At 38.4% G+C, this 23,149-nt stretch carries 21 protein-coding genes and 2 pseudogenes; 16 read left to right on the top strand and 7 right to left on the bottom strand.

The features are described 5' to 3' along the window. The first annotated feature begins 143 nt into the window (after positions 1-143). The 4 genes from murJ (at position 144) to ACFIMU_RS07225 (ending at position 4,038) form a co-directional block, all read left to right on the top strand. Positions 144-1,715 (top strand): murein biosynthesis integral membrane protein MurJ, encoded by a 1,572-nt coding sequence (gene murJ / locus ACFIMU_RS07240; RefSeq protein WP_375608076.1) that lies wholly within the window; start codon positions 144-146, stop codon positions 1,713-1,715. 60 nt (positions 1,716-1,775) lie between these two features. Further along, positions 1,776-2,846, top strand: a complete 1,071-nt coding sequence (gene trpS / locus ACFIMU_RS07235; RefSeq protein ID WP_375607239.1) for a tryptophan--tRNA ligase — start codon at positions 1,776-1,778, stop codon at positions 2,844-2,846. A gap of 62 nt (positions 2,847-2,908) precedes the next feature. After that, entirely contained in the window at positions 2,909-3,400 is a 492-nt protein-coding gene (locus ACFIMU_RS07230) for a universal stress protein (protein WP_375607238.1), read from the top strand. Between the two features lie 59 nt (positions 3,401-3,459). After that, the gene (locus ACFIMU_RS07225) at positions 3,460-4,038 is read left to right on the top strand and encodes a NifU family protein (protein WP_375662369.1); all 579 of its coding nucleotides are present in this window, start codon (positions 3,460-3,462) and stop codon (positions 4,036-4,038) included. Between the two features lie 444 nt (positions 4,039-4,482). Here ACFIMU_RS07225 and ACFIMU_RS07220 read toward each other — a convergent pair. The 3 genes and pseudogenes from ACFIMU_RS07220 to ACFIMU_RS07210 all read right to left on the bottom strand — a co-directional run. After that, positions 4,483-4,565, bottom strand: a pseudogene (locus ACFIMU_RS07220) (DUF4102 domain-containing protein); the annotation flags it as partial. A gap of 1,051 nt (positions 4,566-5,616) precedes the next feature. Further along, a complete protein-coding gene (locus tag ACFIMU_RS07215; protein WP_375696954.1) occupies positions 5,617-5,952 on the bottom strand; it encodes a zinc ribbon domain-containing protein YjdM in 336 nt (111 codons plus the stop codon). 1,277 nt (positions 5,953-7,229) lie between these two features. Next, complete coding sequence (locus ACFIMU_RS07210; RefSeq protein WP_375607235.1) at positions 7,230-8,858, bottom strand: alpha-D-glucose phosphate-specific phosphoglucomutase; 1,629 nt, start codon at positions 8,856-8,858, stop codon at positions 7,230-7,232. Positions 8,859-9,075: 217 nt separating this feature from the next. On the opposite strand from ACFIMU_RS07210, the gene ACFIMU_RS07205 reads away from it, so the two are divergent. Then, a complete protein-coding gene (locus tag ACFIMU_RS07205) occupies positions 9,076-9,600 on the top strand; it encodes a peroxiredoxin (protein WP_375607278.1) in 525 nt (174 codons plus the stop codon). A gap of 873 nt (positions 9,601-10,473) precedes the next feature. Here the strand turns inward: ACFIMU_RS07205 and ACFIMU_RS07200 are convergent. The 4 genes from ACFIMU_RS07200 to pyrF all read right to left on the bottom strand — a co-directional run bounded on the left by ACFIMU_RS07200 (position 10,474) and on the right by pyrF (position 14,277). Further along, on the bottom strand, positions 10,474-11,007 hold the full coding sequence (locus tag ACFIMU_RS07200; RefSeq protein WP_375696953.1) for a replication protein: 534 nt from the start codon (positions 11,005-11,007) through the stop codon (positions 10,474-10,476). A 590-nt stretch (positions 11,008-11,597) separates the two neighbouring features. Continuing rightward, positions 11,598-13,082: a histidine--tRNA ligase gene (gene hisS, locus ACFIMU_RS07195; RefSeq protein ID WP_375614708.1), complete on the bottom strand. Its 1,485-nt coding sequence runs from the start codon at positions 13,080-13,082 to the stop codon at positions 11,598-11,600. A gap of 42 nt (positions 13,083-13,124) precedes the next feature. Further along, positions 13,125-13,382, bottom strand: coding sequence for a hypothetical protein (locus ACFIMU_RS07190; RefSeq protein ID WP_375607232.1), 258 nt, complete (start codon positions 13,380-13,382; stop codon positions 13,125-13,127). A 49-nt stretch (positions 13,383-13,431) separates the two neighbouring features. After that, positions 13,432-14,277, bottom strand: coding sequence for an orotidine-5'-phosphate decarboxylase (pyrF, locus tag ACFIMU_RS07185; RefSeq protein ID WP_375696952.1), 846 nt, complete (start codon positions 14,275-14,277; stop codon positions 13,432-13,434). A 479-nt stretch (positions 14,278-14,756) separates the two neighbouring features. On the opposite strand from pyrF, the gene ACFIMU_RS07180 reads away from it, so the two are divergent. From ACFIMU_RS07180 to ACFIMU_RS07130, 11 genes and pseudogenes are all read left to right on the top strand, one after another. Beyond that, positions 14,757-15,845, top strand: a complete 1,089-nt coding sequence (locus ACFIMU_RS07180) for a DUF3792 domain-containing protein (protein WP_375696951.1) — start codon at positions 14,757-14,759, stop codon at positions 15,843-15,845. 222 nt (positions 15,846-16,067) lie between these two features. Continuing rightward, a complete protein-coding gene (locus tag ACFIMU_RS07175) occupies positions 16,068-16,217 on the top strand; it encodes a hypothetical protein (RefSeq protein WP_375675789.1) in 150 nt (49 codons plus the stop codon). A gap of 67 nt (positions 16,218-16,284) precedes the next feature. Continuing rightward, positions 16,285-16,632: a hypothetical protein gene (locus ACFIMU_RS07170; RefSeq protein ID WP_375607512.1), complete on the top strand. Its 348-nt coding sequence runs from the start codon at positions 16,285-16,287 to the stop codon at positions 16,630-16,632. A gap of 40 nt (positions 16,633-16,672) precedes the next feature. Then, positions 16,673-17,377 carry a hypothetical protein gene (locus tag ACFIMU_RS07165; RefSeq protein WP_375607513.1) on the top strand — a complete coding sequence of 235 codons (705 nt, stop codon included), beginning with the start codon at positions 16,673-16,675 and terminating at the stop codon, positions 17,375-17,377. A gap of 88 nt (positions 17,378-17,465) precedes the next feature. Beyond that, positions 17,466-18,659 carry an MFS transporter gene (locus tag ACFIMU_RS07160; protein ID WP_375696950.1) on the top strand — a complete coding sequence of 398 codons (1,194 nt, stop codon included), beginning with the start codon at positions 17,466-17,468 and terminating at the stop codon, positions 18,657-18,659. A 209-nt stretch (positions 18,660-18,868) separates the two neighbouring features. Then, the gene (locus ACFIMU_RS07155; protein ID WP_375696949.1) at positions 18,869-19,531 is read left to right on the top strand and encodes a hypothetical protein; all 663 of its coding nucleotides are present in this window, start codon (positions 18,869-18,871) and stop codon (positions 19,529-19,531) included. Between the two features lie 21 nt (positions 19,532-19,552). Then, positions 19,553-20,791 carry a DUF2087 domain-containing protein gene (locus ACFIMU_RS07150; RefSeq protein WP_375696948.1) on the top strand — a complete coding sequence of 413 codons (1,239 nt, stop codon included), beginning with the start codon at positions 19,553-19,555 and terminating at the stop codon, positions 20,789-20,791. A 323-nt stretch (positions 20,792-21,114) separates the two neighbouring features. Continuing rightward, positions 21,115-21,315, top strand: a complete 201-nt coding sequence (locus ACFIMU_RS07145; protein ID WP_375614198.1) for a hypothetical protein — start codon at positions 21,115-21,117, stop codon at positions 21,313-21,315. Continuing rightward, entirely contained in the window at positions 21,302-21,880 is a 579-nt protein-coding gene (locus tag ACFIMU_RS07140; protein ID WP_375696947.1) for an MFS transporter, read from the top strand. Before ACFIMU_RS07145 ends, ACFIMU_RS07140 begins: the two co-directional genes overlap by 14 nt. Positions 21,881-21,969: 89 nt before the next feature. Further along, on the top strand, positions 21,970-22,527 hold the full coding sequence (locus tag ACFIMU_RS07135) for a hypothetical protein (protein ID WP_375696946.1): 558 nt from the start codon (positions 21,970-21,972) through the stop codon (positions 22,525-22,527). Between the two features lie 217 nt (positions 22,528-22,744). Further along, a pseudogene (locus ACFIMU_RS07130) lies at positions 22,745-23,149 on the top strand (hypothetical protein); the annotation flags it as partial.

Genomic DNA, 23,149 nt, shown 5'->3' with positions numbered 1-23,149 from the left:
CATTGTTGACAGAAAGATAAACACCGTCGTAAAACGCTTTCAAAAAGTCTCCTTGATTAGGATAGAGATCAGATTTTTACGATTTAAAACAGTTTATTTCTCCTGTCATCGCTTCTCTTTTACAACAAAGTTGATATATCTTTATGACATTGATTAAAAAAATTGCGACAGTTGCTTCCGGAACCCTCATGAGCCGTATTTTTGGCTTCGTACGCGAAATGCTTATGGCAGCAGCCCTAGGGACAGGTCCTGTTTCTGATGCCTTTAACGCTGCTTTTCGTTTTCCCAACACATTTCGTCGTTTTTTTGCTGAAGGTGCCTTTAACGCTGCTTTCATTCCTCTTTTTGCAAAAAAAATCACTGAAGAAGGCCACGAAACGGCATGCAAATTTGCAGAAGAGGTCTTTGGCGTTCTCTTTTCACTGCTCTTACTGTTAACGATTGCGATGGAACTCAGTATGCCTTTTTTGGTACGAACCATTATTGCTCCAGGTTTTACAGAAGATGTAACAAAATTTAACGCTACAATTCACTTTACTGCAATCATGTTTCCCTATTTAACCTGCATGTCGCTTGCTGCCATGATGGGGGGTATGCTTAATGCTCTACGACGCTATTTTATTGCCGCCATTGCTCCACTCTTTTTAAACATTGTTCTGATTGGTGTGCTTGCCTATGCTTGGATCTATAAACTTGACGCTTGGCATATCGGTTTAAATCTCTCTTGGGGTGTGTTGGCAGCAGGGCTTCTTCAACTCACCTTAATTGCCCTTGCTTTACGTCAAAGTGGAATGAAAATTTCCTTCCGCCAGCCCCATTTTAGTCCTAATGTTCGCAAGCTGTTAACTTTAGCATTTCCAGCAGCCATCACGGGTGGCATCACGCAAATTAATTTGCTCATTAATACCAACATTGCTTCTAGTCAATCAGGTGCTGTTTCTTCTTTAATGTATGCGGATCGTCTTTATCAATTGCCTTTAGGCGTAATCGCCATTGCCGTTGCAACGGTTCTTTTACCAGAGTTAACACGCGCTTTGCGGAGCAAAAAGCATAAAGAAACCCACCATTTACAAAACCGCTCTATTGAATTAACATTGTTGTTAACACTTCCAGCATCCATCGCTTTTTTGCTGCTCTCCACTCCCATTGTCAGTTTGCTCTTTGAACGAGGACAATTTACCAGTCAATCAACACACCATGTTGCACAATTACTGGAGCTTTATGGACTAGGACTTCCAGCTTTTGTTCTTATTAAGGTCTTTATTCCTAATTTTTTTGCCCATGAAGATACCAAAACACCGATGATTTTTACAGGTATTTGCGTTTTTATCAATATCGGTCTCGCCTTAACATTATTTCCTATTCTATCTGCACGAGGCATTGTTATTGCTGAAATTACCTCTGGATGGGCCAACACCCTGTTGCTGTGGAGTGTCCTTATCAAACGCGGTTATTGGAAATACGACTTCCAACTAATAAAGCGAATATTATGTCTCATGATGGCAACTCTTTTGAGTGCACTAGCCGTCTATTACGGATTGAATGTATTTAGTTTTTTGTCTTTTCCTTTATCCTCACAAGCATCCTTTTTCTTGCGCGCGATCACCTTAGCTGGGATCATGATTGGCATATTTTTGATCTATTTTAGTACCTATTTTTTATTCAACACCCGTTCCTTTTTTCACACGCTTAAAAATTTGAAAAAACGCTCATAATATCTATACTTTGTCAAAAACAATAAAATGAATAACCTTAATTGAAGAAAGAGCACTCCTATGGATACCTTCACACCACTTGTCTTTTCCGGCGTACAACCGAGTGGTCATTTACATCTTGGCAATTATCTTGGAGCCATTCAGCGTTGGGTTGAACTGCAAAACTCTCATCACTGTCTCTATTGTGTTGTGGATATGCATGCGCTCACAGTCAACCCAGATCCCCTTACTTTACGCGAATCCACCAGAACAGTGACAGCAGCTTTTTTAGCCGCCGGTATTGATCCTCAAAAACACATTATTTTTAACCAATCACGTGTTTTTCAACATGCTGAACTCGCCTGGATTTTTAATTGTGTTGCCCGTATCGGCTGGCTTCAACGCATGACACAATTTAAAGATAAAGCGGGAAAAGATCGCGAAAAAGCATCCATCGGGCTTTTTGCTTATCCCACTTTGATGGCTGCTGATATTTTAGTCTATCGTGCAACCCATGTTCCAGTAGGCGAAGATCAAAAACAGCATGTTGAACTCACACGCGATATTGCACAAAAGTTTAACAACGACTATGCACAGCGTATTGCCGAATTAAATTTTGGCGTCTCTATGCAAACGGATGAAGAAAAAAGACAAGGCTTTTTTCCTCTTCCAGAAGCACTGATTGGAACAACAGCCACACGCGTTATGTCTTTGCGCGATGGGACGAAAAAAATGTCAAAATCAGATCCTTCAGATTTTTCACGCATTAATTTGACCGATGATGCTGATCTTATCGCAAAAAAAATACGTAAAGCCAAAACGGATTCGGCCCCTCTTCCCGATACCCTTGCCGCTTTAAAAGAACGACCAGAAGTAGATAACCTGCTTGGTATTTATGCCGCCTTTGCCAAAGTTAGCAAAGAAAAGATTCTTTTAGAATTTTCTGGTCAACAGTTTTCGCATTTTAAAACAGCTCTAGCCGACCTTGTTGTCCATAAGCTTGCCCCTATAACAGAAGAATTACGTCGCCTTCATAAAGAAAGCGGTTATATCGACTCTGTTTTGCATGATGGCGCTAAACGTGCTAGTATGCTTGCAGAAGAGAATATGAAAAAAATTCGTGAAATTGTTGGATTTTTGCACGATACATAAAAATAATAAAACTAAAAACTGTAGAGAGCAAAAAAATCGTTTGTACAAAATAGAGAAAGTGCATGATTTCCAAACCCCAAAATCCGAAAAAAGAACCAAAGAAAAAAAACTTAGTTATTATCGATGAAACACCAGAGTGTCGGCGTGCCGTTGCGTTTGCCGCACAGCATGCCCAAAATACCAGTAGAACATTGGTATTACTTTGTGTCGTTGATAGTGTAGAATTTCAACATTTTCTGGGTGTAAACAACCTTATGCGTACAGAATCAAAGCAAAGTGCTCATAAAATATTAGGAGACATTGCCAGTGAAGTCCGCACCACCCATGCGCTTGAAACAGAAATAGTAGTGCGTGAAGGAAAAAAAATTGATGAGATTTCTAAACTGATCGACGAAGATAAAAGGATTGCACTGATTGTTTTAGCAGCCAGTGGACATACAGAAGGACCAGGACCCCTTGTTCAATTAATCGGGAATAAAGGGACAGCTTTTTCAATCCCTGTCATTGTTATTCCTAGCAATCTTGCCGATGAAGATATTAGATCTATTGCCTAAAAAATATAATTTTCTACAATGTAAGATCTTCCCAAGCCTTCATTATAAAAGGAGAATCTATGTTTATTCAAACTGAAACCACCCCAAACCCTGCAACACTTAAATTCCTGCCAGGACGCGTGGTTCTTTCTGAGGGCGTATTAGAATTTCGTGACCGTGAAGAAGCAGCTAAAAACTCACCTTTAGCGGCTAAACTGTTTAATATTCCCAATATCAATGGTGTCTTTTTAGGCTATGATTTTATCACCGTGAGCAAAAAAGAAGGAGAATGGCAACATCTTAAACCCGTCATTTTAGGCACAATTATGGAACATTTTCTATCCAATGAGCCAGTGATCACCACCAACGCCACAACACAAGCACAAACCCATGCCCTTAACGAAGAATTTTATGACAAAAAAGATGCTGATATTGTCTTAACCATTAAAGAGCTCCTTGAAACGCGTATCCGCCCCGCAGTTGCCAATGATGGTGGAGACATTACTTTTCGTGGATTTGAAAATGGTATTGTTTATCTCAATATGCGCGGCGCCTGTGCTGGATGTCCCTCTTCAACGGCAACCCTCAAACATGGTATTGAAAATCTTTTACGTCATTTTATCCCTGAAGTTTTAGGCGTTGAAGCCATGCCACAATAAATATTGACCTCAATAGGTAAAACAACCACATTGATTGCCCTTCTTCAACAGCGCTCAAACATGGAGTGCAAAAATCTTACATCATTTTATTCCTGAAATTTTAGAAGTGAGCTATGCAGCCATAAAAATACAGTACTGTAAAAAAATCTAAATAAAATGATCCCTTCGCTCACCTTTCACCTCCACATATGCCTTAAAAAGCTTTCTGCCCCTTAAGAGCATAAGTTGTTTCAATAAACCAATCGCATAGACAGAAATAGAACGCATAGGGATGTGCATTTTAAATTTATTTTGTTTCATAATCTTGTCATGCAATTTTAACTAGGAAAACAGGACCTCGTTACAAAAAAAGAAAACCCCAAAAAAAACATTGCAAGATAGAGTGCCCATTTGCTTCATCTTTCTCAGCTCTCCCAACGACAAAATCATGCAAAATACTTCTTGTAGCAAACCGGCACCATCATTATATCTGCCAGCCCCCAATGTTGCGACAGCCCTTGGCACTTAAGACGATTCATAAGAGCCATTTTTAATCCTTTCTTGTACAGTTTTTACCCACACGCCAGCCCCACTTGTGGTGTGCAAATAAGTGATTTTAATTGATTCAACATGGAACAGATTTGAAATGAGAGAATCCACGTTATTCGGGATTCTAATTCAATATGAATAACGCTAATTTATTATTATAAATCAATATGTTGTAGCATAAAATTGACAAAGATCATATTTTGCAACTTGAATGAAAATTCTGACATTCTTCTTATTTCAATTCTGTTTTTATTGCATCAATGAAAATCGTCCGCTTACACAGCACAAACTGGATAATAACAAAAACTATTTTTAATAGCGCTTATAAACACTTTTAAATATAAGAACTGTTGCAACATTGAGAGCTGGAAAAAAATGCATGATGATGCTACCTTATCAGTATCTCGTACCGATCTTTTCCTATTTTTGAGTCAAAAATTCCCCTCTAGCACCTTGAATCTGATCTCCATAAATATAGCGAGGAAGGTGTGTACAAATACTTGTAAAAATAAATAAATGTAAAATCAGATCTATTATGGTTGTTTTGGAAGTCATTTGAGAAAAAGTGGGAATATTTTTTCAATTCAGCAGAAATAAGTTTGTTACTTTACGGCATCGTTCTCTTCATAAAGCGCATACCTTTATTGTTGCTTGTAAATCAACATCTACCCCTTCTCATCACAATATGTTTAAAAGAAAAGACAGTGTCAGTATTTCTCTACTATATATATTTTTCCAACCCTCAAGGTTGCAATAGCCCTTGGCACTTGAGATGGTTCATAAGAGGCCTTTTTACTACTTTCTTGTACCATGTCACTCCACACGGATCTCCCCGCCTGTAACATGCAAGAGACATGATTTTGATTGATTCAACACGGAACAGATCTGGAGCTCTCATTCAACATGCAAAATAGTGAATTATCTTTATAAATCAAATTATTGCTGTACGTATTTTTATATCCCAATAAGGGCATATATTGCATCTATCTGATTGGCATAATCAGTGAAATAAGAAAAGAAATACAAAAACAATTGCAATAGGATAAACGTCTAAACTTTTTTCACAAACTCCGACTTTAAACTCATCTGCCCAATCCCAGGAATTTTGCAATCAATATTATGATCTCCATCTACCAAGCGAATATTCTTTACCTTCGTCCCCCCTTTTAAAACAGATGAAGCGCCTTTTACTTTCAGATCTTTTATCACCATAACAGTATCGCCATTTGTCAAAATCTGACCATTGGCATCATAAACAGTATCGGAAAGAACAGCGGCATCGTTCTTTTGTGGCCATTCATGTGCGCATTCAGGACACACAAAATTTTTACCATCTTCATAAGTATAAAGACAATCACAACGAGGACATTTGGGATATTGGGTCATAAATTCCCCTTTTTTAGAAAAATCATTCATTATGACGGTCATAAAACAAGAAATGCTTATTGTCCATTATTTTAGAAAAATACGTCCCTTTGTTTCATTCCCCATCTGCCAACTATGTTTGTCAATGCGATCACCACAGACAAGACGTTAATTTATAAGAATGATTTATCATTGTACACCTTAAATAAGCCCCTACCTATCATAAAATTTACTCCCTTCATTCTCTCTTATAAATCAATCAAAATCATTTTCTTATCCGTCACAAATGAAATTAACGAATGGATAAAAAATGAAAAAAGGAACATCTCTTAATAAATTCTCTCAAAGAGCGAAGCACGATTGAATATTGCGAGAAAAGAAAGTGATGCCTTAACTTGACCTTTTATTTTAAGTAAAAATAACGGTTATAATATTAGAGAATATGTTGATTTATAATCATCATCAATGGTTTTGTATATTGAATAGAACACCCGAATATTTTAAGATTTTCTTATTTCAAATCCTCTTCTATTGAATCAACCAAAGCCTTGCGCTTGCATGTTACAAGTGGAAAGATGCACATTGGGAACTAATCAATAAGTGTGATGGAGCTGGGCTTACTCTCTCATAAAAATGGTGGTGCTCAATGTTGTCACTGCCCTTGGCACAAAAGATGATTGATTCATAAGAGGTGTTTTTAGTTCTTTTTTGTACAGTTTTTATCCACACGGCTCTCCCCGCTTGTTATGTGCAAATGAATGGTTTTAATTGATTCAACATGGAATAGATTTGAGATGAGATAATCTTACAATATTGGAGAGCTCTCATTCAAATTGAATAATACTAAATTATTATTATAAATCAATTTATTATCCAATATATATCGACCATTATATTCTTCTCGAGGATTTACCGTTATCTCCTACATGAACAGCATTCCATAAAGAAGGGCGTAAGTGTATTGAGAGAGGCTTTTTAAATAAGCATATGAAATGCGCAATAACGACAGTGTTCTGTTTTGCATGAGGAACATCATCCTATTAAACAAACACTTCTATCAAACCATCAGAAACCATTGGGCATAAATGCTCCGATTATGCTGGATTATAATTGCCTACAGCATTCGGTTTTAAGAAGCACGCAGTTTTAGGAATCGGATCGATATGTAAAGGTGAAAAAAACAAAGCGAGCTTGAAAATGGAGTTAAGCTCTTCCTTATGGCAAATAAAATCATGCCCCTAAAAACATACCCCATGTGATCAATCATCATACCTTTACAAAAAAACATTCCAATGATCTTAGGTAATAATATCAGGGTGGTCTCGTCCCAATACTTGTTGTATGTTTAGTAGTTTTAGTGCCACCTGTTGCAAAGGTTGGAGAACTTCTTGCGGATTAAAATTGTGTTTGCGTGGATCACTTTCATACTGTTCAAAATAAAGTCGTAAAGTAGCACCCAGTGTTCCTGTTCCCGACAAACGGACTACCAACCGTGCTCCATTCTTGAAAAAAATACGGATACCTTGCCGCGTGCTAACGCTCTGATCAACAGGATCATGATATGTAAAATCGTCTGCTTTTTTGACGAAAAATCCAGAAATTTCAGTTCCTGAATGTGGTAAGTGTGCACGCAAATGTTCTATAATTTCCAAAGCTTTATCGGCTTCGACTTCTTCATAATCATGCCGTAACGTGTAAAAACGCCCATAGGTGTACCAATGCTGTTGAACAATTTGTGCGACAGTTTTTTCTGTTACCGCTAAAAGATTTAACCAAAATAGGACAGCCCATAAACCATCTTTTTCACGGATATGATGAGACCCAGTTCCAAAGCTTTCTTCACCACAAAAGGTTACTTTCCCCGCATCCAAAAGCGTTCCAAAAAACTTCCATCCCGTTGGTGTTTCAAAAAATTTTAATCCTTTTTTTTCCGCGACCAGATCAGCAGCACGCCCCGTCGGCATAGAACGCGCTATCCCCACAACACCTTTTCGATATCCTTTAATGAGGTGTGCATGCTCAGCCATAATAGCCAGAGAATCTGACGGCGAAACAAATTGCCCACGACCAATAATGAGGTTACGATCTCCATCACCATCAGAGGCTGCGCCAAGATCTGGTCCTTTCTCTGACATCAATAAATCATAAAGAGCCTTAGCATAAACCAAATTGGGATCTGGATGACCACCTCCAAAATCTGGCAAAGGAATACCATTAACCACCGTCCCTTCAGAAAATCCTAAGCATTTTTCAAAAATTTCATGAGCATAAGGCCCTGTTACCGCATGCATGGCATCAAACCGTAAAGTAAGACCTCGAGCAACAGCCTTGGCAATACAGTCAAAATCAAAAAGCTCCTGCATCAAAGCAACATAATCAGCGACAGGATCAATAATATCAATCCGCATGGCTCCCATAAAGATCGTACCTTGCCTATCTAAATCAACATCTGGTGCTTCAAGAATTTTATAAAAAGAAAGACGTTGCGATGTTGCAAAAATAGCATCACATAAAGAATTAGGAGCGGGTCCCCCATTAGAAATATTATATTTAATACCACAATCTCCTTCTGGACCACCAGGATTATGGCTTGCAGAAAGAATAAGTCCACCATGGGCATGAGTTTTACGAATAAGATGCGAAACAGCAGGTGTAGAAAGAATACCGCCCCTTCCCATTTTAATAAGAGAGACACCATGCGCCGCTGCCATCTTCAACACAATCTGAAGGATAGTACGATTAAAAGTGCGCCCATCCCCCCCAAGAATTAACATTTTTCCTTCAAGAGGCCCAATGTTATTAAAAAGAGACTGTATAAAGTTTTCTACATAATGGGGTTGTTGAAAAACAGACACTTTTTTGCGCAAACCAGATGTTCCCGGTTTTTGCCCCTCAAAAGCCGTGGTCAAAACTGTCTTTATGGTCATATCCATACCTTTATATTCTTTCCTATAATTTTAAGGTGAAGAGTATCCAAAGTCGACCATTAATTCTACTTGACGGAAGTGTGAAATATTTGCACACTCGTTAGAAGTAAGAATTTTTTAAGAAGCCCTTTTATTTAAAACGATCTTTCCCATATGTTTTTAAATACGAAGGCTGTTTTAAAACAAAATTTTCGTAAAAGAATACAGGAGCATCATGATGATGAAAAAAACAGTTCCCAATGTAACATTCCACACACGCGTACGCGATGAATCAATGGCTGGAGACAATCCTTATCGGTGGCAAGAAGTTAGCAGCGATGCTTACTTTAAAGGAAAGCGTGTTATTCTTTTTTCTCTTCCTGGAGCTTTTACCCCTACTTGCTCAACCTTTCAGCTGCCTGACTTTGAAAAACTCTATGATGAATTTAAACACGCTGGTATTGATGAAATTTATTGCCTTTCCGTCAATGATGCTTTTGTCATGAATGCTTGGGGAAAAGCACAAAATATCAAAAACGTGAAATTAATTCCCGATGGCTCTGGTGAGTTCACACGCAAAATGGGTATGCTGGTTGCAAAAGACAATGTTGGTTTCGGCATGCGATCATGGCGCTATGCAGCTGTTATTAATGATGGTGTGGTTGAACAATGGTTCGAAGAAGCAGGTTTTTCAGATAATTGTGCAACAGATCCTTACGAAGTTTCTTCACCACAAAATGTTTTAAAAGCCTTGAAAAGCTAATTCCAACCCCGAATCGTCCATTTAAACAAAATTTTACGACACAAATTTCCTGAGCAGGAAAGTTTGTGTCGTTTATTTTTTGCAACATCTATTCGTGAAAGCAGACCCTATAAGTTTATTGTGTGCCTTCTGTGAGAAAAGATTAAAGCAATAATTTTTTCAATAAATATTTTATGTTCTAACGGCTTTGTAAAAGCTTGAAAAATTGCTGATGAAAAATCTGGCCCCGTTGTGGTACTAAAAAATCAAAGAGTTAAAAGCTGTTGCACGCTATCAAAAAATGCTGATGCAATTGCCAAATGCGCAAATTCATGCAAAACTCTCTCGGAAACATCAAGGATTAACATATAGATAAACTATGCAAAATCAACGCTGAGCTCCTCATGTTGAGAAAAACTTTATGTTGAAAATGGTTTGATTTATAATTTCTCATATTAAATGAGAGGAGCCGAATATCATAAGATTGTTTTATTTTATCCCTTCTTATATTGAATCCCTTAAAACTATTTTTTTGCTCATTAGCAAGTGGGATTGGCATATGAATAAACCATTAAAAAGAGTGAAAATGCTTCTCGTAAATGCTTTCAAAGGCGAAAGCTGTGAACATTAAGACTGCAAGGTACACAAAAGCATCAAGAGAGAAAATACAGATCAAACATTTGTTTGAAGAGGCGCACAGTTCAAATTGAGTTATGTCTCATAAAAAATAATCAAACACGGCATAAAAACAGCTCTGCATAAAGAACCGTTTATAAAGAAGATTCAATCAAAACAAATCCCGCAAACATTCCAATTCACATACCATAAACAAACTCATTACTGTTCTCATAGCCATTTATTCTAAGCTTTTATTTTTCTCTAAGAGAAAAACGGTTAAAGGAGTTGTTTATTCGGGTATTCTACCGTAAAACGTGCTTCTATCTCTTCCTCTTCATCGAACTCAAAATCTTCATCACATTCAGGAAGACCAAAAATATCTGGATTGATGAAATAACAATCTTTTTTTGTCCCCTTCGCTACAATTTTATTTGTTTCTAATTCTTTGATACCTTCTTTAAAACTTTCAAAATTAAGATATTCTGGTTCTTGAATTGAAAGATCGCAAGTCAAAAATTCTTCAAGAATATCAAGATCCAATGTTATCTGATCAAACCATAAATCCACATTATCCCCCTCATCTAACATTTTCCCTAATTGCCACAACATCACAAAAAATGCTTTCATACCATTAAATGATAACCCAAAAATCATACGCCGACATGACGAGGCGCCTGAAAAGGTAATTTGCGGAAGATCTTCAAATCCGAAATTTAAAGGAGGAAGTTTAAATGATTTTCCAATATTCTCAGGTCTTTCAAGAATAAAGGGATTTCGTTCATAGAGCAGAGTAAAATCATATTGGACCATTTTCATTTCTCCGTTAAAGAATTGATTTTATGAAAAGCGCATATTATCAGTAGGTTACCATTATAGCAGCTTACAATTCATCCAAACATGCTCCTGTAAAAAATTGTTCGATTTAAGTCATTCCATTGTTTTTTGAAGCTTAAAAAGTTTTTTAGGATAAAACGCTCTAGTTCTCCCTCCTTTTGCAATAAGGCTAGATTTTGTAATGTCCAAGAAGAGAACATCAAAGGATTTGATACTCATAGATGAGAATTCAAAGATGAAGCCAATATAAACTGTCAATATTTTATAAACTTTTTCAGAAGCATTACGTGAAACCCTTTAATTTTCTCAGAGTTTTTGTTCGTTACTATTTTTTTTGCACATTTTAATGCATTATCATCGCATCCTCAGAAGGGCACATTTTATAGCGAATAGCGCTTACTTTTATCTCTTAAAAAATCTCTCTTTTATGCCGCACGCACTTCAAAACCCCACTTTTGAACGCGTGTGCCAGCACGTATAAACGAGCAAAGCACAAATTTCAAAAATTGAATCTCAACTTTTCCGAATATTTCAGGTAATCCTTTCGATAAAGACTTTTACCATTATCACTTTTGGGTAGCTAAAATATTCTGTACCGTTTTGACCAATTGATCTTCATCAACCGTCACTTGTGCTGGTCGACTTTCACGCCATGTTTGATTATCTTTGATCTCATGAGATAACCGCGCCCCTTCAATCAAATCTTTAATCTGTATTTTTCCGCTCTCACGTTCTTGTGAGCCTTGGATAACCACACAAGGCGCTTGGCGTCGATCCGCATATTTCATCTGCGCTTTTATCCCCGATGCCCCCAAATAGAGCTCAGCACGAATTCCCGCACCACGCAACTGCATCACCATTTTTTGATAACCAGCAACCGCCTCTGGCTCTTTATCCATCATCAGCACCACAACCGGCCCTGTTGTCTCCTTCATAGGCAACTTTCCAAGATTTTGCAAAGCAGCGATCAAGCGTGAGACCCCGATTGAAAAACCTGTTGCTGGAATGTTTTCACCACGAAAGCGTGCCACCAATCCATCATAGCGCCCACCACCACCAACGGAGCCAAAAACAACTTTCTGCCCATCATCATTGAAAACATCAAACAGCAACGTAGCCTCAAAGACAGGACCTGTATAATAATCCAGTCCACGCACCACCGATGGATCAATCTTGATACGATTCTGAAAACCATTTGCGGCAAAAATTGCTTGCATTTCCTCAAGCTCACGAATTCCCTCACGCCCTTGAACATGATCACCAACCACTTCTTTAAGAGCCTCAAGCGTTTCTTCTGCTGTTTCAGCTCCAGCAGCAGTTAAGGTAAGAATACACTCAATCTCTTTATCCTTAAGCTCCGCCCCTTTTGTAAAGTCACCACTTTCATCCAAACGCCCTTTTCCCAAAAGCAAACGCACCCCTTTAGAACCAAATTTATCCAGTTTATCAATTGCTCTTAAGACAGTTAAGCGCTTTTCAGCCTGCTCATTTCCCCCCAAACCAATTTTCTCTAAAACGCAATCGAGAATTTTTCGGTTATTCAGACGAATGGCATATTCATGATGCTGAAACCCTAGTTTTTCCAAACTATCGGCTGCCATCATACAAATTTCTGCATCAGCTGCTACCGTTGGTGTTCCAACAATATCCGCATCAAACTGCATAAATTGCCGAAACCGCCCTGGACCTGGTTTTTCATTGCGAAAAACAAAGCCAAGACGATAACTGCGATAAGGTTTTGGCAAAACTTCAAAATTCTCTGCAAAATAACGAGCAAGAGGAGCAGTCAGATCATAGCGCAAAGACATCCATTGCTCATCATCATCTTGTAGCGAAAAAACGCCCGCATTTGGACGATCTGAATCCGGTAAAAACTTACCCAGCACATCTGTATATTCAAAAATTGGTGTTTCCAGTGCTTCAAAACCATAAAGTTCATAAACTTCACGAATTTGCGCAATCATTGTTTCAGTTGCATACAACTGTGCACTTGTACGATCAACAAACCCACGGGGTAAACGGGCTTTGGTTTTTTCTTGTTTTGATAACATATTTTTCTCTAACAACAATATATATTCACCGATAACGTGTGTCTATCTTATAGAAACAAACGCTGCAATACCTTTATCAACTGGAAACTGGTAACAATATGCATAAGCTTTTGCTTTTAAAAAATGCAAACCTTTACCCTTAAGGCAATCTACTGAAAATATTTGCATTTTCAATAGGAACATAGCCCCCCGCTCAACATGAAATGCACGCTTAACATTCAATGAAAAGACATCTGTGCTTGTTGAAAGAAACCACAAAGCAACTGTTGATTCTGGATAAATCGGAAACATCCCCCTCAAAAGCCCTCCCTCTCAGAATTCTTCAGATTTATTACAGATGCAAAAATCCTCAAGACATCAGTGTGCTTTGCGCTTGTTCTGCAAAATGATTGATAACATTTTTTAAATCAACAATATTTCGTCCAGCATCTGTAATAGAGCGTGATACAGAGGGAATAACATTCTGCCAAAGTCTTTGTGGAAATTGATTTGCTAGTTGTGTCATTGTTCCACCTTGGGTGCCAATACCTGGAACGAGAAACAGACTACTGTTTAACTGCTCAATTGTATCTTTTGATTCAGATCCTAATGTCGCTCCTATAACCGCACCTATGGGGCCAATATTATGATGGAGAACCGAAGACTGACTATTATAATCACAAATACACTGTGCAAGATGAAGAGAGAGTGTCTGGTCACCAATAAGCGCATTTCGTATTTGTTTCCCCTCTGGATTAGAAGACTGAACCACTACAAAAACCCCTGCTCCTGTTTCTTCAGCAACCTTTATCAGAGGAATAAGAGCATCAAAACCCAAAAAAGGATTAATTGTCATGGCATCAGCTTTGAACGCACCGCTTGAACCAAGCCAAGCCTTACCATAGGCTTCAGCAGTAGAGCCAATATCCCCCCTTTTTGCATCCGCCAGAACCAATATGCCTTGTTCGTGTGCATTTTCAATCAGTTCTTTCAGAGCTTGAAGACCTTCCACACCATATAATTCAAAAAATGCGACTTGCGGCTTTATAATACCTACTTTACCCACAACTGCTGTTAAGAGAATATCACAAAAATCTTTTAGACCTTTATAATCAAAGCTTAGTTTCCACGATTGCAAAACTTTATGGCTCGGATCAAAGCCAATACAAAGAGGTCCATAGATTTCACGATTTTTAAAAAAAGTTGAACGAAACATTTTATATCCTAACAAGGTCTCTCTTTAAACTTTTTGATACAATCAAAAAGAAAAGCATTTGTCAAAAGAATACAATAGCGAAAACACAAAGAAGAGCTCTCTATACAAAGTGTGCTTTTATTCATGAAACATAAATATATTCCCATTCGTAACGCTTATCATATGTTTATCGACCAAGACGTTGTCATGAGATAAAAATTCAAATTTATGAAAGAATATAAACAAAAAAGCATCCATATTATTATGACCTCATAAAGCCCTATAAGCGTACCTTGTCGTTTTCACACCCTTTTTTATGATCAACAAAAACTCTCTATGAACGCGCTTTAAACAAAGTTTCAAAAGAAAATGCCCCACCATGATGATCTCAATCTTAACTTTAGATCTTTCCTATTCCTTTTTTGGCTCATATCTATTCACTTTTGGAACATAATTAGCAAAAAGGCATTGTATCTCCAGCATATTCAAGGAGATAAAACATGGAAACTCGCATTCCTGAAGACACACCATTCGATACCAATTTTCTAGGAGAAACATCTCTAGAAGAAAAGTATCCATTCTTTCACACACCCATTTCATGGTCCGCGATCTTTGCGGGACTGGTGACGGCTCTTGCCACCTCAATCTGCCTCTCTTTTCTCATTTCTGCTTTGGGCTTCAGCCAAATGGATTTCACTTCTTCATCCCCATTTGAAGGCTCTTTCCTCTCCTTTGGCGTGGGTTCTGTTATCGTTACACTGATTAGCCTAGCCTTGGGAGGCTTTGTCGCCGGACGTTTTGCTGAAACGGCAGGAGCTCTTCATGGGTTCTTAACCTGGGCTCTCATAACACTTCTTCTGACACTCCAAGCCATCCACGTGGTTTCTAGTACAGCAAAAATAGGGGCTAAAACCGCTCTAGAAAACACTGCTACGATACAACAAACCGTAGATAGTTTTAAAACAAACATATTCCCCCTACTGTCAAACTTAAACAGTGAAAGTCTTGAAAAGTTTTTTACAACAAAAAGTGACAATGGAGTTAATTTTGACCAACTTGGCAATGAGTTACACACTCTTCTCAATAAAAGCGATATTCCTGCTCTCAATGCTAATCGCTTAAAACAAACCTATCAGGCTGCACTCAACGATATCGGTTCTGCGATAACAGCTTTTAAAAATGATCCGTCTCACTATCGCACCACTTTAAAAAATCTTGGTGAACGCCTGTCTGATCGTGTAGAAGATCTCACGACAAAATTTAATCGAAGCGATATCATCAATGCGCTTATGAAGGATGGCATGACCCGTGCGGAGGCACAAACAGCGGCCAACCGTGCCGTTCAACTCTATCAAAACGCAGAGGGAAAAACCGAAAAAGCCATCAAAGCCCTTGAAGAACGGGCTGAAAAACTCTCAGACAATCTTGAGGATACTATCAAGGGAGCAAAAAACACTGCAACTAAAGCCACAAAAACAGCCTCCAATATGGGGTGGTGGGGCTTTTTAGGAAGCCTCATAGGCGCCATTATTTCGAGTGTTTTTGGCTATTATGGTTATAGAAGCCGTAAAGACACTTTCATGCTTTAAAACGTCTACCTCTAAAGCAAATACACAAAAAGCTGCACGCATGGTGCAGCTTTTTTTGTAAATTCTTCTTGATCACTCTAAAATTCAGCCCTCTTATTTAAAATGCTCTTTGCAATCAACATAACATTTGATAAAAAATAAAATCCATACTAAGAGGAAATAAGCGGTAATTTTTTTATTTTGGTTATCATTGTTTTTTTATCAACTATAAGGGGGAGATGTATGAATATTTCACTTAATGAAGTAAAAGATGCTGTTGAATTGACTGCTGACGAAGTTGTGCCAACTATAATGCTTGATAAGTATGCACAGCGTAACGATACTCAAATTTGTCAAAATGAGCTTGATGTGAATGGTTCGTTAGAAGTTTAATAATGTATTGTTGATACAGATCTATTTACATATCTAACTTTAAAATTAAGTATATTTAAGTGCATGCTTGAATTATTTTCAGAGGGCTTTTCTCAAAAAAATTTGGGCTAAGCAAGCAGCTGAATTGTCAATTTCGTACATCCCTTTCAATGAAAGGGATGTTTTGGATGCTTTAAGACAATACGCTCTACGTCCTCATAAACTCTTAGCTCTTAATCCTAAATCCGAAGTAGTAACAGTGGTTAATGGCGTGTGGGCTCCACACCCTCCTTCAAACTTTCTTGTTTTAGATACGGATAGAACTATAGAAGAATATACTGCCCGCATTGACCAATATGCCGAAGGACAAGAATGGGTGGTCATGTATTATGGATTATACGCTGCAACCCCTGTTCTATGGGATGTGGAAAAATAGTTTTCAGATCAATTAGCTCATTCTTTAGGTTTTAGTCCTAATGGACGCGTGGATATTGACTGCTTCATCGGCCGATATTCCTCCACCCATGTTGGGATACATGTGGATCACGCTCATATTTGGTTTTACTCTACAAGATGGCAAAACAATGTTTGCATGGCCCAACACACGAGAAGACCTCCAAGGGCTAAAATATCCTGAATATGAAGCGCATAAATTAACAGCAATTGCGCTGCAAAACCGTACAGACCGTGTTGCCTACTTTCCCCATGATGCTTTCCACGTTGCTGAAACTGGAAAAAATATCGCGGCAAATATCAATATTGCTTTTTGGGAAACAGCACACGATGCACAACATCATAAAAATTATGTCACGCATTTACTCCATCTTGATGATCGAACGCTACATGATATCCGCGCATCAGGAAGAGCAAATTTAAACCCTGATAATGCTTTTCAATACTCTGCACTAAACTCCGCCATCGCAAATGGTACCTTAAAACGCCATATGCTGGTTTCTCAATTAATTTGTGATACAAGTTCACGTTTATGCATCGGTCGCCATCTTGTTGACGTCTCTGAGATTGAAAATGAAATCACTCTTCGCCCACTCACAACCCTCCAATGGGTGCCCTTACTAGAAACAAAAGAACTCCTTATCGCTGCAAATGGGCATTGCGCCAATTTTGAGTATAGATCTCATCTAGAGAGCTTCCTTTCCCAACTTTTATCAGGAAAAAATTAGATCTAGCAAAATTAAATGATACCCCATATAAATATGCACAGCAGGAAATTTTGAAAGCTGTAAAAGCTTTGGCATCTTGGGGAGCATTGTGACAAAGAAGAAATCCATGATTTTCGCCCAAATAGGGCTTTTTATTATTTTGGCTCTTAGCAGCTTTGCCGATGAAACAGCGCAGGTCACATTTGCTTTACACTTAGCAGAAAGTACAGCCTCGATTTCAATGCTGCTTTTTGCAGGGCTTATAGGAGCAATTTGTGCAGGACCCATTGCGCCGCGCCTCTTACATCGCTTCCAACCAACGCGAACAGTCCCCATTGTTTTATTGTTTGAAGCATTTTTCATAGCCGCAGCCGCAATCGCTAACCAATTTTGGCTTTATATTACCCTTTCTTTTGCACTAGGGTGTGCTGGTTCACTCTTTTGGTCTGCTATCCTTGTTGCTGTACCTGACTTCGCAAAAAATGATCGGCAATTAGACCGTAACAACCGCATTATCCAAACAGTCCGTAATCTCGGCTACATTGCAGGACCACTGTTAGGAGGTGTACTATATGGTCTTTCAAACGGGCAAAAAGGGCTCTTTGCACTATCCATCATGGTTCTCTGTGCAACCTTTATCACTCTCTTCTGTTTTAAAAGTTTAAAAATGCATACGCCAACAACAAACGCAGTACAACAAGCCAAAAAGGGACTAGACTTAAGAGGGCTCTTGCGTAAAAAAAATGTTGTCTATGCTCTTTCCCCCCTCATCATTACCATCACCCTCACCTCGGCTCTTAATGTCCTATCAATTGTCCGCATCCGCACCGAACTGTATTTAAGCGCTGAAACCTACGGGATAATTGCAAGTATGATAAGTCTAGGGCTCGTCGTTGGACCGCTCTGCTTTTCCAGCCTTTTCCACCGCTTTGGCAATGCTGCTGGAGCATCACTGGCTGCGACAATAATTGGATTTGCAATTTTCTGCTTTTCTCTCACACACATTGTATGGTTGATGATGCTGTCATTTTTCATCCTTGGGGGTGCCAACGGTGTGCAAAATGCACTAATGGCAAGTTTTATGATGAAAGCCATCCAAAAAGAACAACGAAACAGTCAAATGCCCGCCTATATCTTTATCATACAAACAGCCGTGTGCATTGGTTTTATCAGTGCAGGTTTTGTAAAAGTGCATCACACCCAATACACACTCCTTATCATCGGCATTGCCACCATGATCACAGGCATATTAGGCTTTACATTAAACCGCGCTCTGCAAAAAAAGGAATGGGATAATGCCTAGCAAACTTTACCATCTTTTCTCTCGAAAAAAAACATGCCCAAAAATGGCATAAAAATCACCACTTGATCAAATTATTGTATCTCCCATGCAACCCTATACCAAGCAATGTGATTTTGATAAACCATTCTCGTGTGGAGGAGCAAACAACCCAAGCAAATAACCCTTGCCAAAACTTGATATTTTAAAGCAGAAGAAAACAGTTTAACATCATGCAGCAAGACCCTATAGGCTTAAACTTTTACAATGGAACAGGTGGTTATATATGGCAACTGGCAGACTATATGCTACATGACTTGAATGAAAGCATCCACACCCTTGCCTTACAAAAAACCACACCGCCCACAGCCATCAATTCTTTTGACGTTTACCCACGTGAACTCAATCCTTTATCACGCGTTCAATGGGCAAAGGACGTACAGATAACGAGAAATAAACCAGCTTTAATTGGAAAACGGCAAATACAACCTGCAATCGTTATTTCTACAAAAGGAGCGGCATTTGGCGGATTCGACTTTCCCACATTTGAAGCACTTCGTGAAGGCTGCCTTGTCCAATCCTTAAAAGAAATCAAACTCAATGGTTGCTTTTTTGACGTGAATAGTCTTTTGATATCACTGCTACGACACGGTCTCATCGAAACAAATCAAAAAGCCTTTTCAAAAAATGATGCAACCGCTCTTTTACGAGAGCCAACATGTATTATCATAGATTCTTCTCTTGGGTTCCTTGCCATTAATCAACTTAATGGACGTACAATCCGGCTTCATGAAAAAACAAAACATCTCTTGAAGCAAGCCACCACACCAATGCATCTTCAACACCCGCTAGAGGATTCAATAAAGTTTCTTGTAAAAGCAGGAATGCTACATTGATAAAATTATAAGGATAAAAAGATGCAGCTGATAAGACCTGATATGGGAACAGAAAATAGTGCTCAACTGATCCATGCACTCATTCAAATGGCAAGACCGCGTACAGTCATTGAAATCGGTGCTGGTGATAGTACGCGCTTTATCGCAAGAGCACTCCAAAAAGCAAAACAAGCATGGCAACAGGATAAAAAGCTTCTAGAATCCGCCATTTGGGAAGAGCGTACAGCTTTGCTTGACCCTTCAGGAATTCCTGAAAATTACGAACCTCGGCTTATTACCATTGATGATTTTACAGTAGAAGGTCAATCAGCAGAAGAAGCATGGCAAAGACTTCTTAAAGATGGCATTGAACAAGATACTGTAACATTTATCAATGAAAATTTTTTCTCTCTTGATGAAAGAACTCTCAAATCTTGGGTGCCAATAGATTTTGCTTGGATTGATGCTGGAACGCCAGCAGATGATGTACGATTTGTTATAACCCTTTGGGAACATATCACACCTGGTGGTTATCTTTGTCTGCATGAACCAACAATGACCACAACGATTGCTCTCAATAGCGAACAACGTGTTCGACGCGTTAGAACCCCTATCTGGGAAGAACTCCTCTATCGGCTTGATGGCTCCTATGAAGCTTTAACACTCCCCGAAAACCATAAATATCGTCAAAGTGGTCTGGGAATTATTCGCAAAAGCACCCCAGCCGAACAGGCTACACGCGCACAATCACTACAAGAAGAACTTATAGAAATCAATGAACTACCCATTCGCAATGATCTTTTGCCCATGGGAAAAGAAACCCTTCACAAACGCAGCACACGCAATTCGCTCATTTCTGCCATGGCCTCTCCTACCCTGCGCGCTGTTTATGCCGCCATTATCCTTGGTGCAAAAAATCTTACTGATATCCTCCAACATATTGATTCAGATGCCAAAACAATTCACAAATCGATCAATCGCCTTTTGAACCTTGGACTTATTCACAACACAACAAAAGGATTTCAAGCCGAAGAGACAGTGTGGAAAATGCTAGAAAATAAACATGAACGAAATAGGGAAAATTTAAGCGACCGCCATTTAGAAACAGAAGAGATGCTATCAAAAATTGGTGAAGCCTTTCAAATGGGAAAAATCTATAGCGAAACGGAAGTTTCCAAGATATGCAACCTCTTTACGATAGACTTTGCCCGATTACGACGCACTCTTGTTGAGAGAGGTTTTTTACAACGCCATGGAGGAAAATATCAACGCATGCGCTAAAAGAGAATTGAAAAATGATTAGCGAACGCTATCGTTTTTCTTCTCTATTTCAAGAGAATGTATAACCTTCCACTAAAAAATATAAATTCATTAAAAGGTTACAAAATCATTCATCCCATTCATATGTTGACAATCTATGGAGGGATAGTACATCCTCTTCATAAAGGTTAAAATGGAAAAACAAGAATGCGGGATGTCAATTGGTTATCAAATAGGATTAGGAACAGTCAAAACCATCAGGAGAAGATATAGGATCAAGGTCTCAATGATCTTACGATTGTTGCGTAGACATCCGCGCACAGTGTTGTTGCTCAATCCAAATCATGCTCGATATTTCTAAAAACATCGTAGAAAAAACAAAAAACAATATTCTTGCAGTGGACTGGCTGGTGAATCAAGAAGGATACTATTTCAACGAAATGTGCACAGCAGAAACAGGGCTGACAAAACTTCCTCAAGAGATACAACAAAATGTATTTGATCATTTAACGACACTTCTATGGAAATTCCATGGGCAAAAATAAAATAACTTTTTTCATCTATAGCACAGTTTTTCTTTCTGAATTTTCCTTTTTCTTTGTACTCCCTTTGCTTGGAAACTCTTCTCTCATAACTGCTGCCAATGTCGCTTTTTATCTCGCTGGATCAGTAATCCTTGAAAGCATTCTCATGGTAACCACAACGAGTTTATTAGAAAGATTTTCGCGTAAACTCTTAATGGCTACCGCCTTTATTTTAAGGAGTAGCGCTTTTGTGTGCATTATCCTATCGCTCACACCTTCTGCATGGTTGATCTTTTTTACCTTAATGGCTTTTTCGAAAGCAATTTCAAAGCCATTTTTGAGAGAAATTTTATCAGAACATCTCAATGAAAATGCTCTTAAACGCGCATTAACTCTCTATTCTTTTTTTCAAAATGCTGCTGTCGTTATCGCCCCTCTTGTTGCAACGAGTGCCATAAAATACAACGCATCAGTTTTTTTGATGGCTTTTTTGCACTCATTGGTTTGTATCTTTGTGTTTTATCCATTCAAATTGTTTATCATTACCCACATAAAACATTATCTCTTGAAAAGAACAAAAAAATAAAGAATTCTTTTCTTTCTTCTTTAAAAACAATAATATATAATCGCTCTATTGCTTATTTGCTGGTCACGGCTTTGCTTTGTGCATTCCTCATGGGAATTTTCATCACCACCACAACACTTCTCAGTAAATTTGACAGCAATCTCACCCCTTATAGTGGAATTTTCTTTTCAATTGTTGGCATCAGTATTTGTATCTGGCAAGGAATAATCAATAAACATCTCAGCCTTTCTGATAAATCAACTTTCTACCTATTATGGCTTATGGGAAGTTTCGCTGCATTTTTCCTCATGGGTGGCGTCTTTACCGCTGTGACTGCGTTAATTGCCTACAGTGTCTATGAATCTGTCATGATTACAGAGATATACTATCAAGCAAGGAAAACAACCTCATCCCTCTCTACCAGTGTTCTTTTTAGTTATATTCTTGTTATTTCAAATATTGGCCAAGCTGCCGGCTCATGGACAAGTGGATGGATCATCAGCCATTTCAACAATCACATCGCTTTCACCTTTTGCATGATTGTTGGTGTCTCCGCCTTTGCTTCTTGCCTTTGCCTTATGCAAACTAAAAAAATAAGGAACTTCAATGTCACATATAATTTTTGCTACTGGGGGCACAACAAGGGTGCGCAAAACACTTCGCCATAAATGGCTCAATTATGATTTTGTAACACACTCTGCGGCAAAAAAGCTCAAAATGGTCTTTAAAGATTGCTCTGTAAACGCCGTTACAAATTGTCTCATAGCTTAAAGGATTATGGGATAGACAAGCGTAAGGTAGCTACATTCTGCACGAATAATATTCTATTGATATCCATGTGCAATACAGCCAAAGCATTTTTCTTATAATTCGCTCATTTTTTCCATGACCTCACCGACACTACGCGCTGTCTATACTGTTATTATACTTGGTGCTAAAATTCTTTCTGATATCCTCAAACTTGTCAATTCAGAAACTAAAAACATTCACAAATCTATTAATCGCCTTTTAAACCTTGGTCTTATTCAAAACACGACAGAGGGATTTCAAGCAATCGATAAATTATGGCAAGTGCTAAAAGATAAAAATGTACGAAATATGGAAAATTTCAGCGATCGTCATTTAGAAACAGGAGATATACTTACAAAAATTGCAGAAGCATTTCAAATAGGAAAAAACTATCGCGAAACGGAAACATCAAAAATATGTAGCTTTCCCCTTACCACTGCCAGTTTCCGTTCAAACATCAAGACCAATGGCTGCAAAAGCAAAAAGCTGCCCCTTTTTTTC

It is taken from the genome of Bartonella sp. AC70YNML (assembly GCF_042196545.1).
Lineage (GTDB): Bacteria > Pseudomonadota > Alphaproteobacteria > Rhizobiales > Rhizobiaceae > Bartonella.
This window is presented reverse-complemented; position numbering and strand designations above follow the sequence as displayed.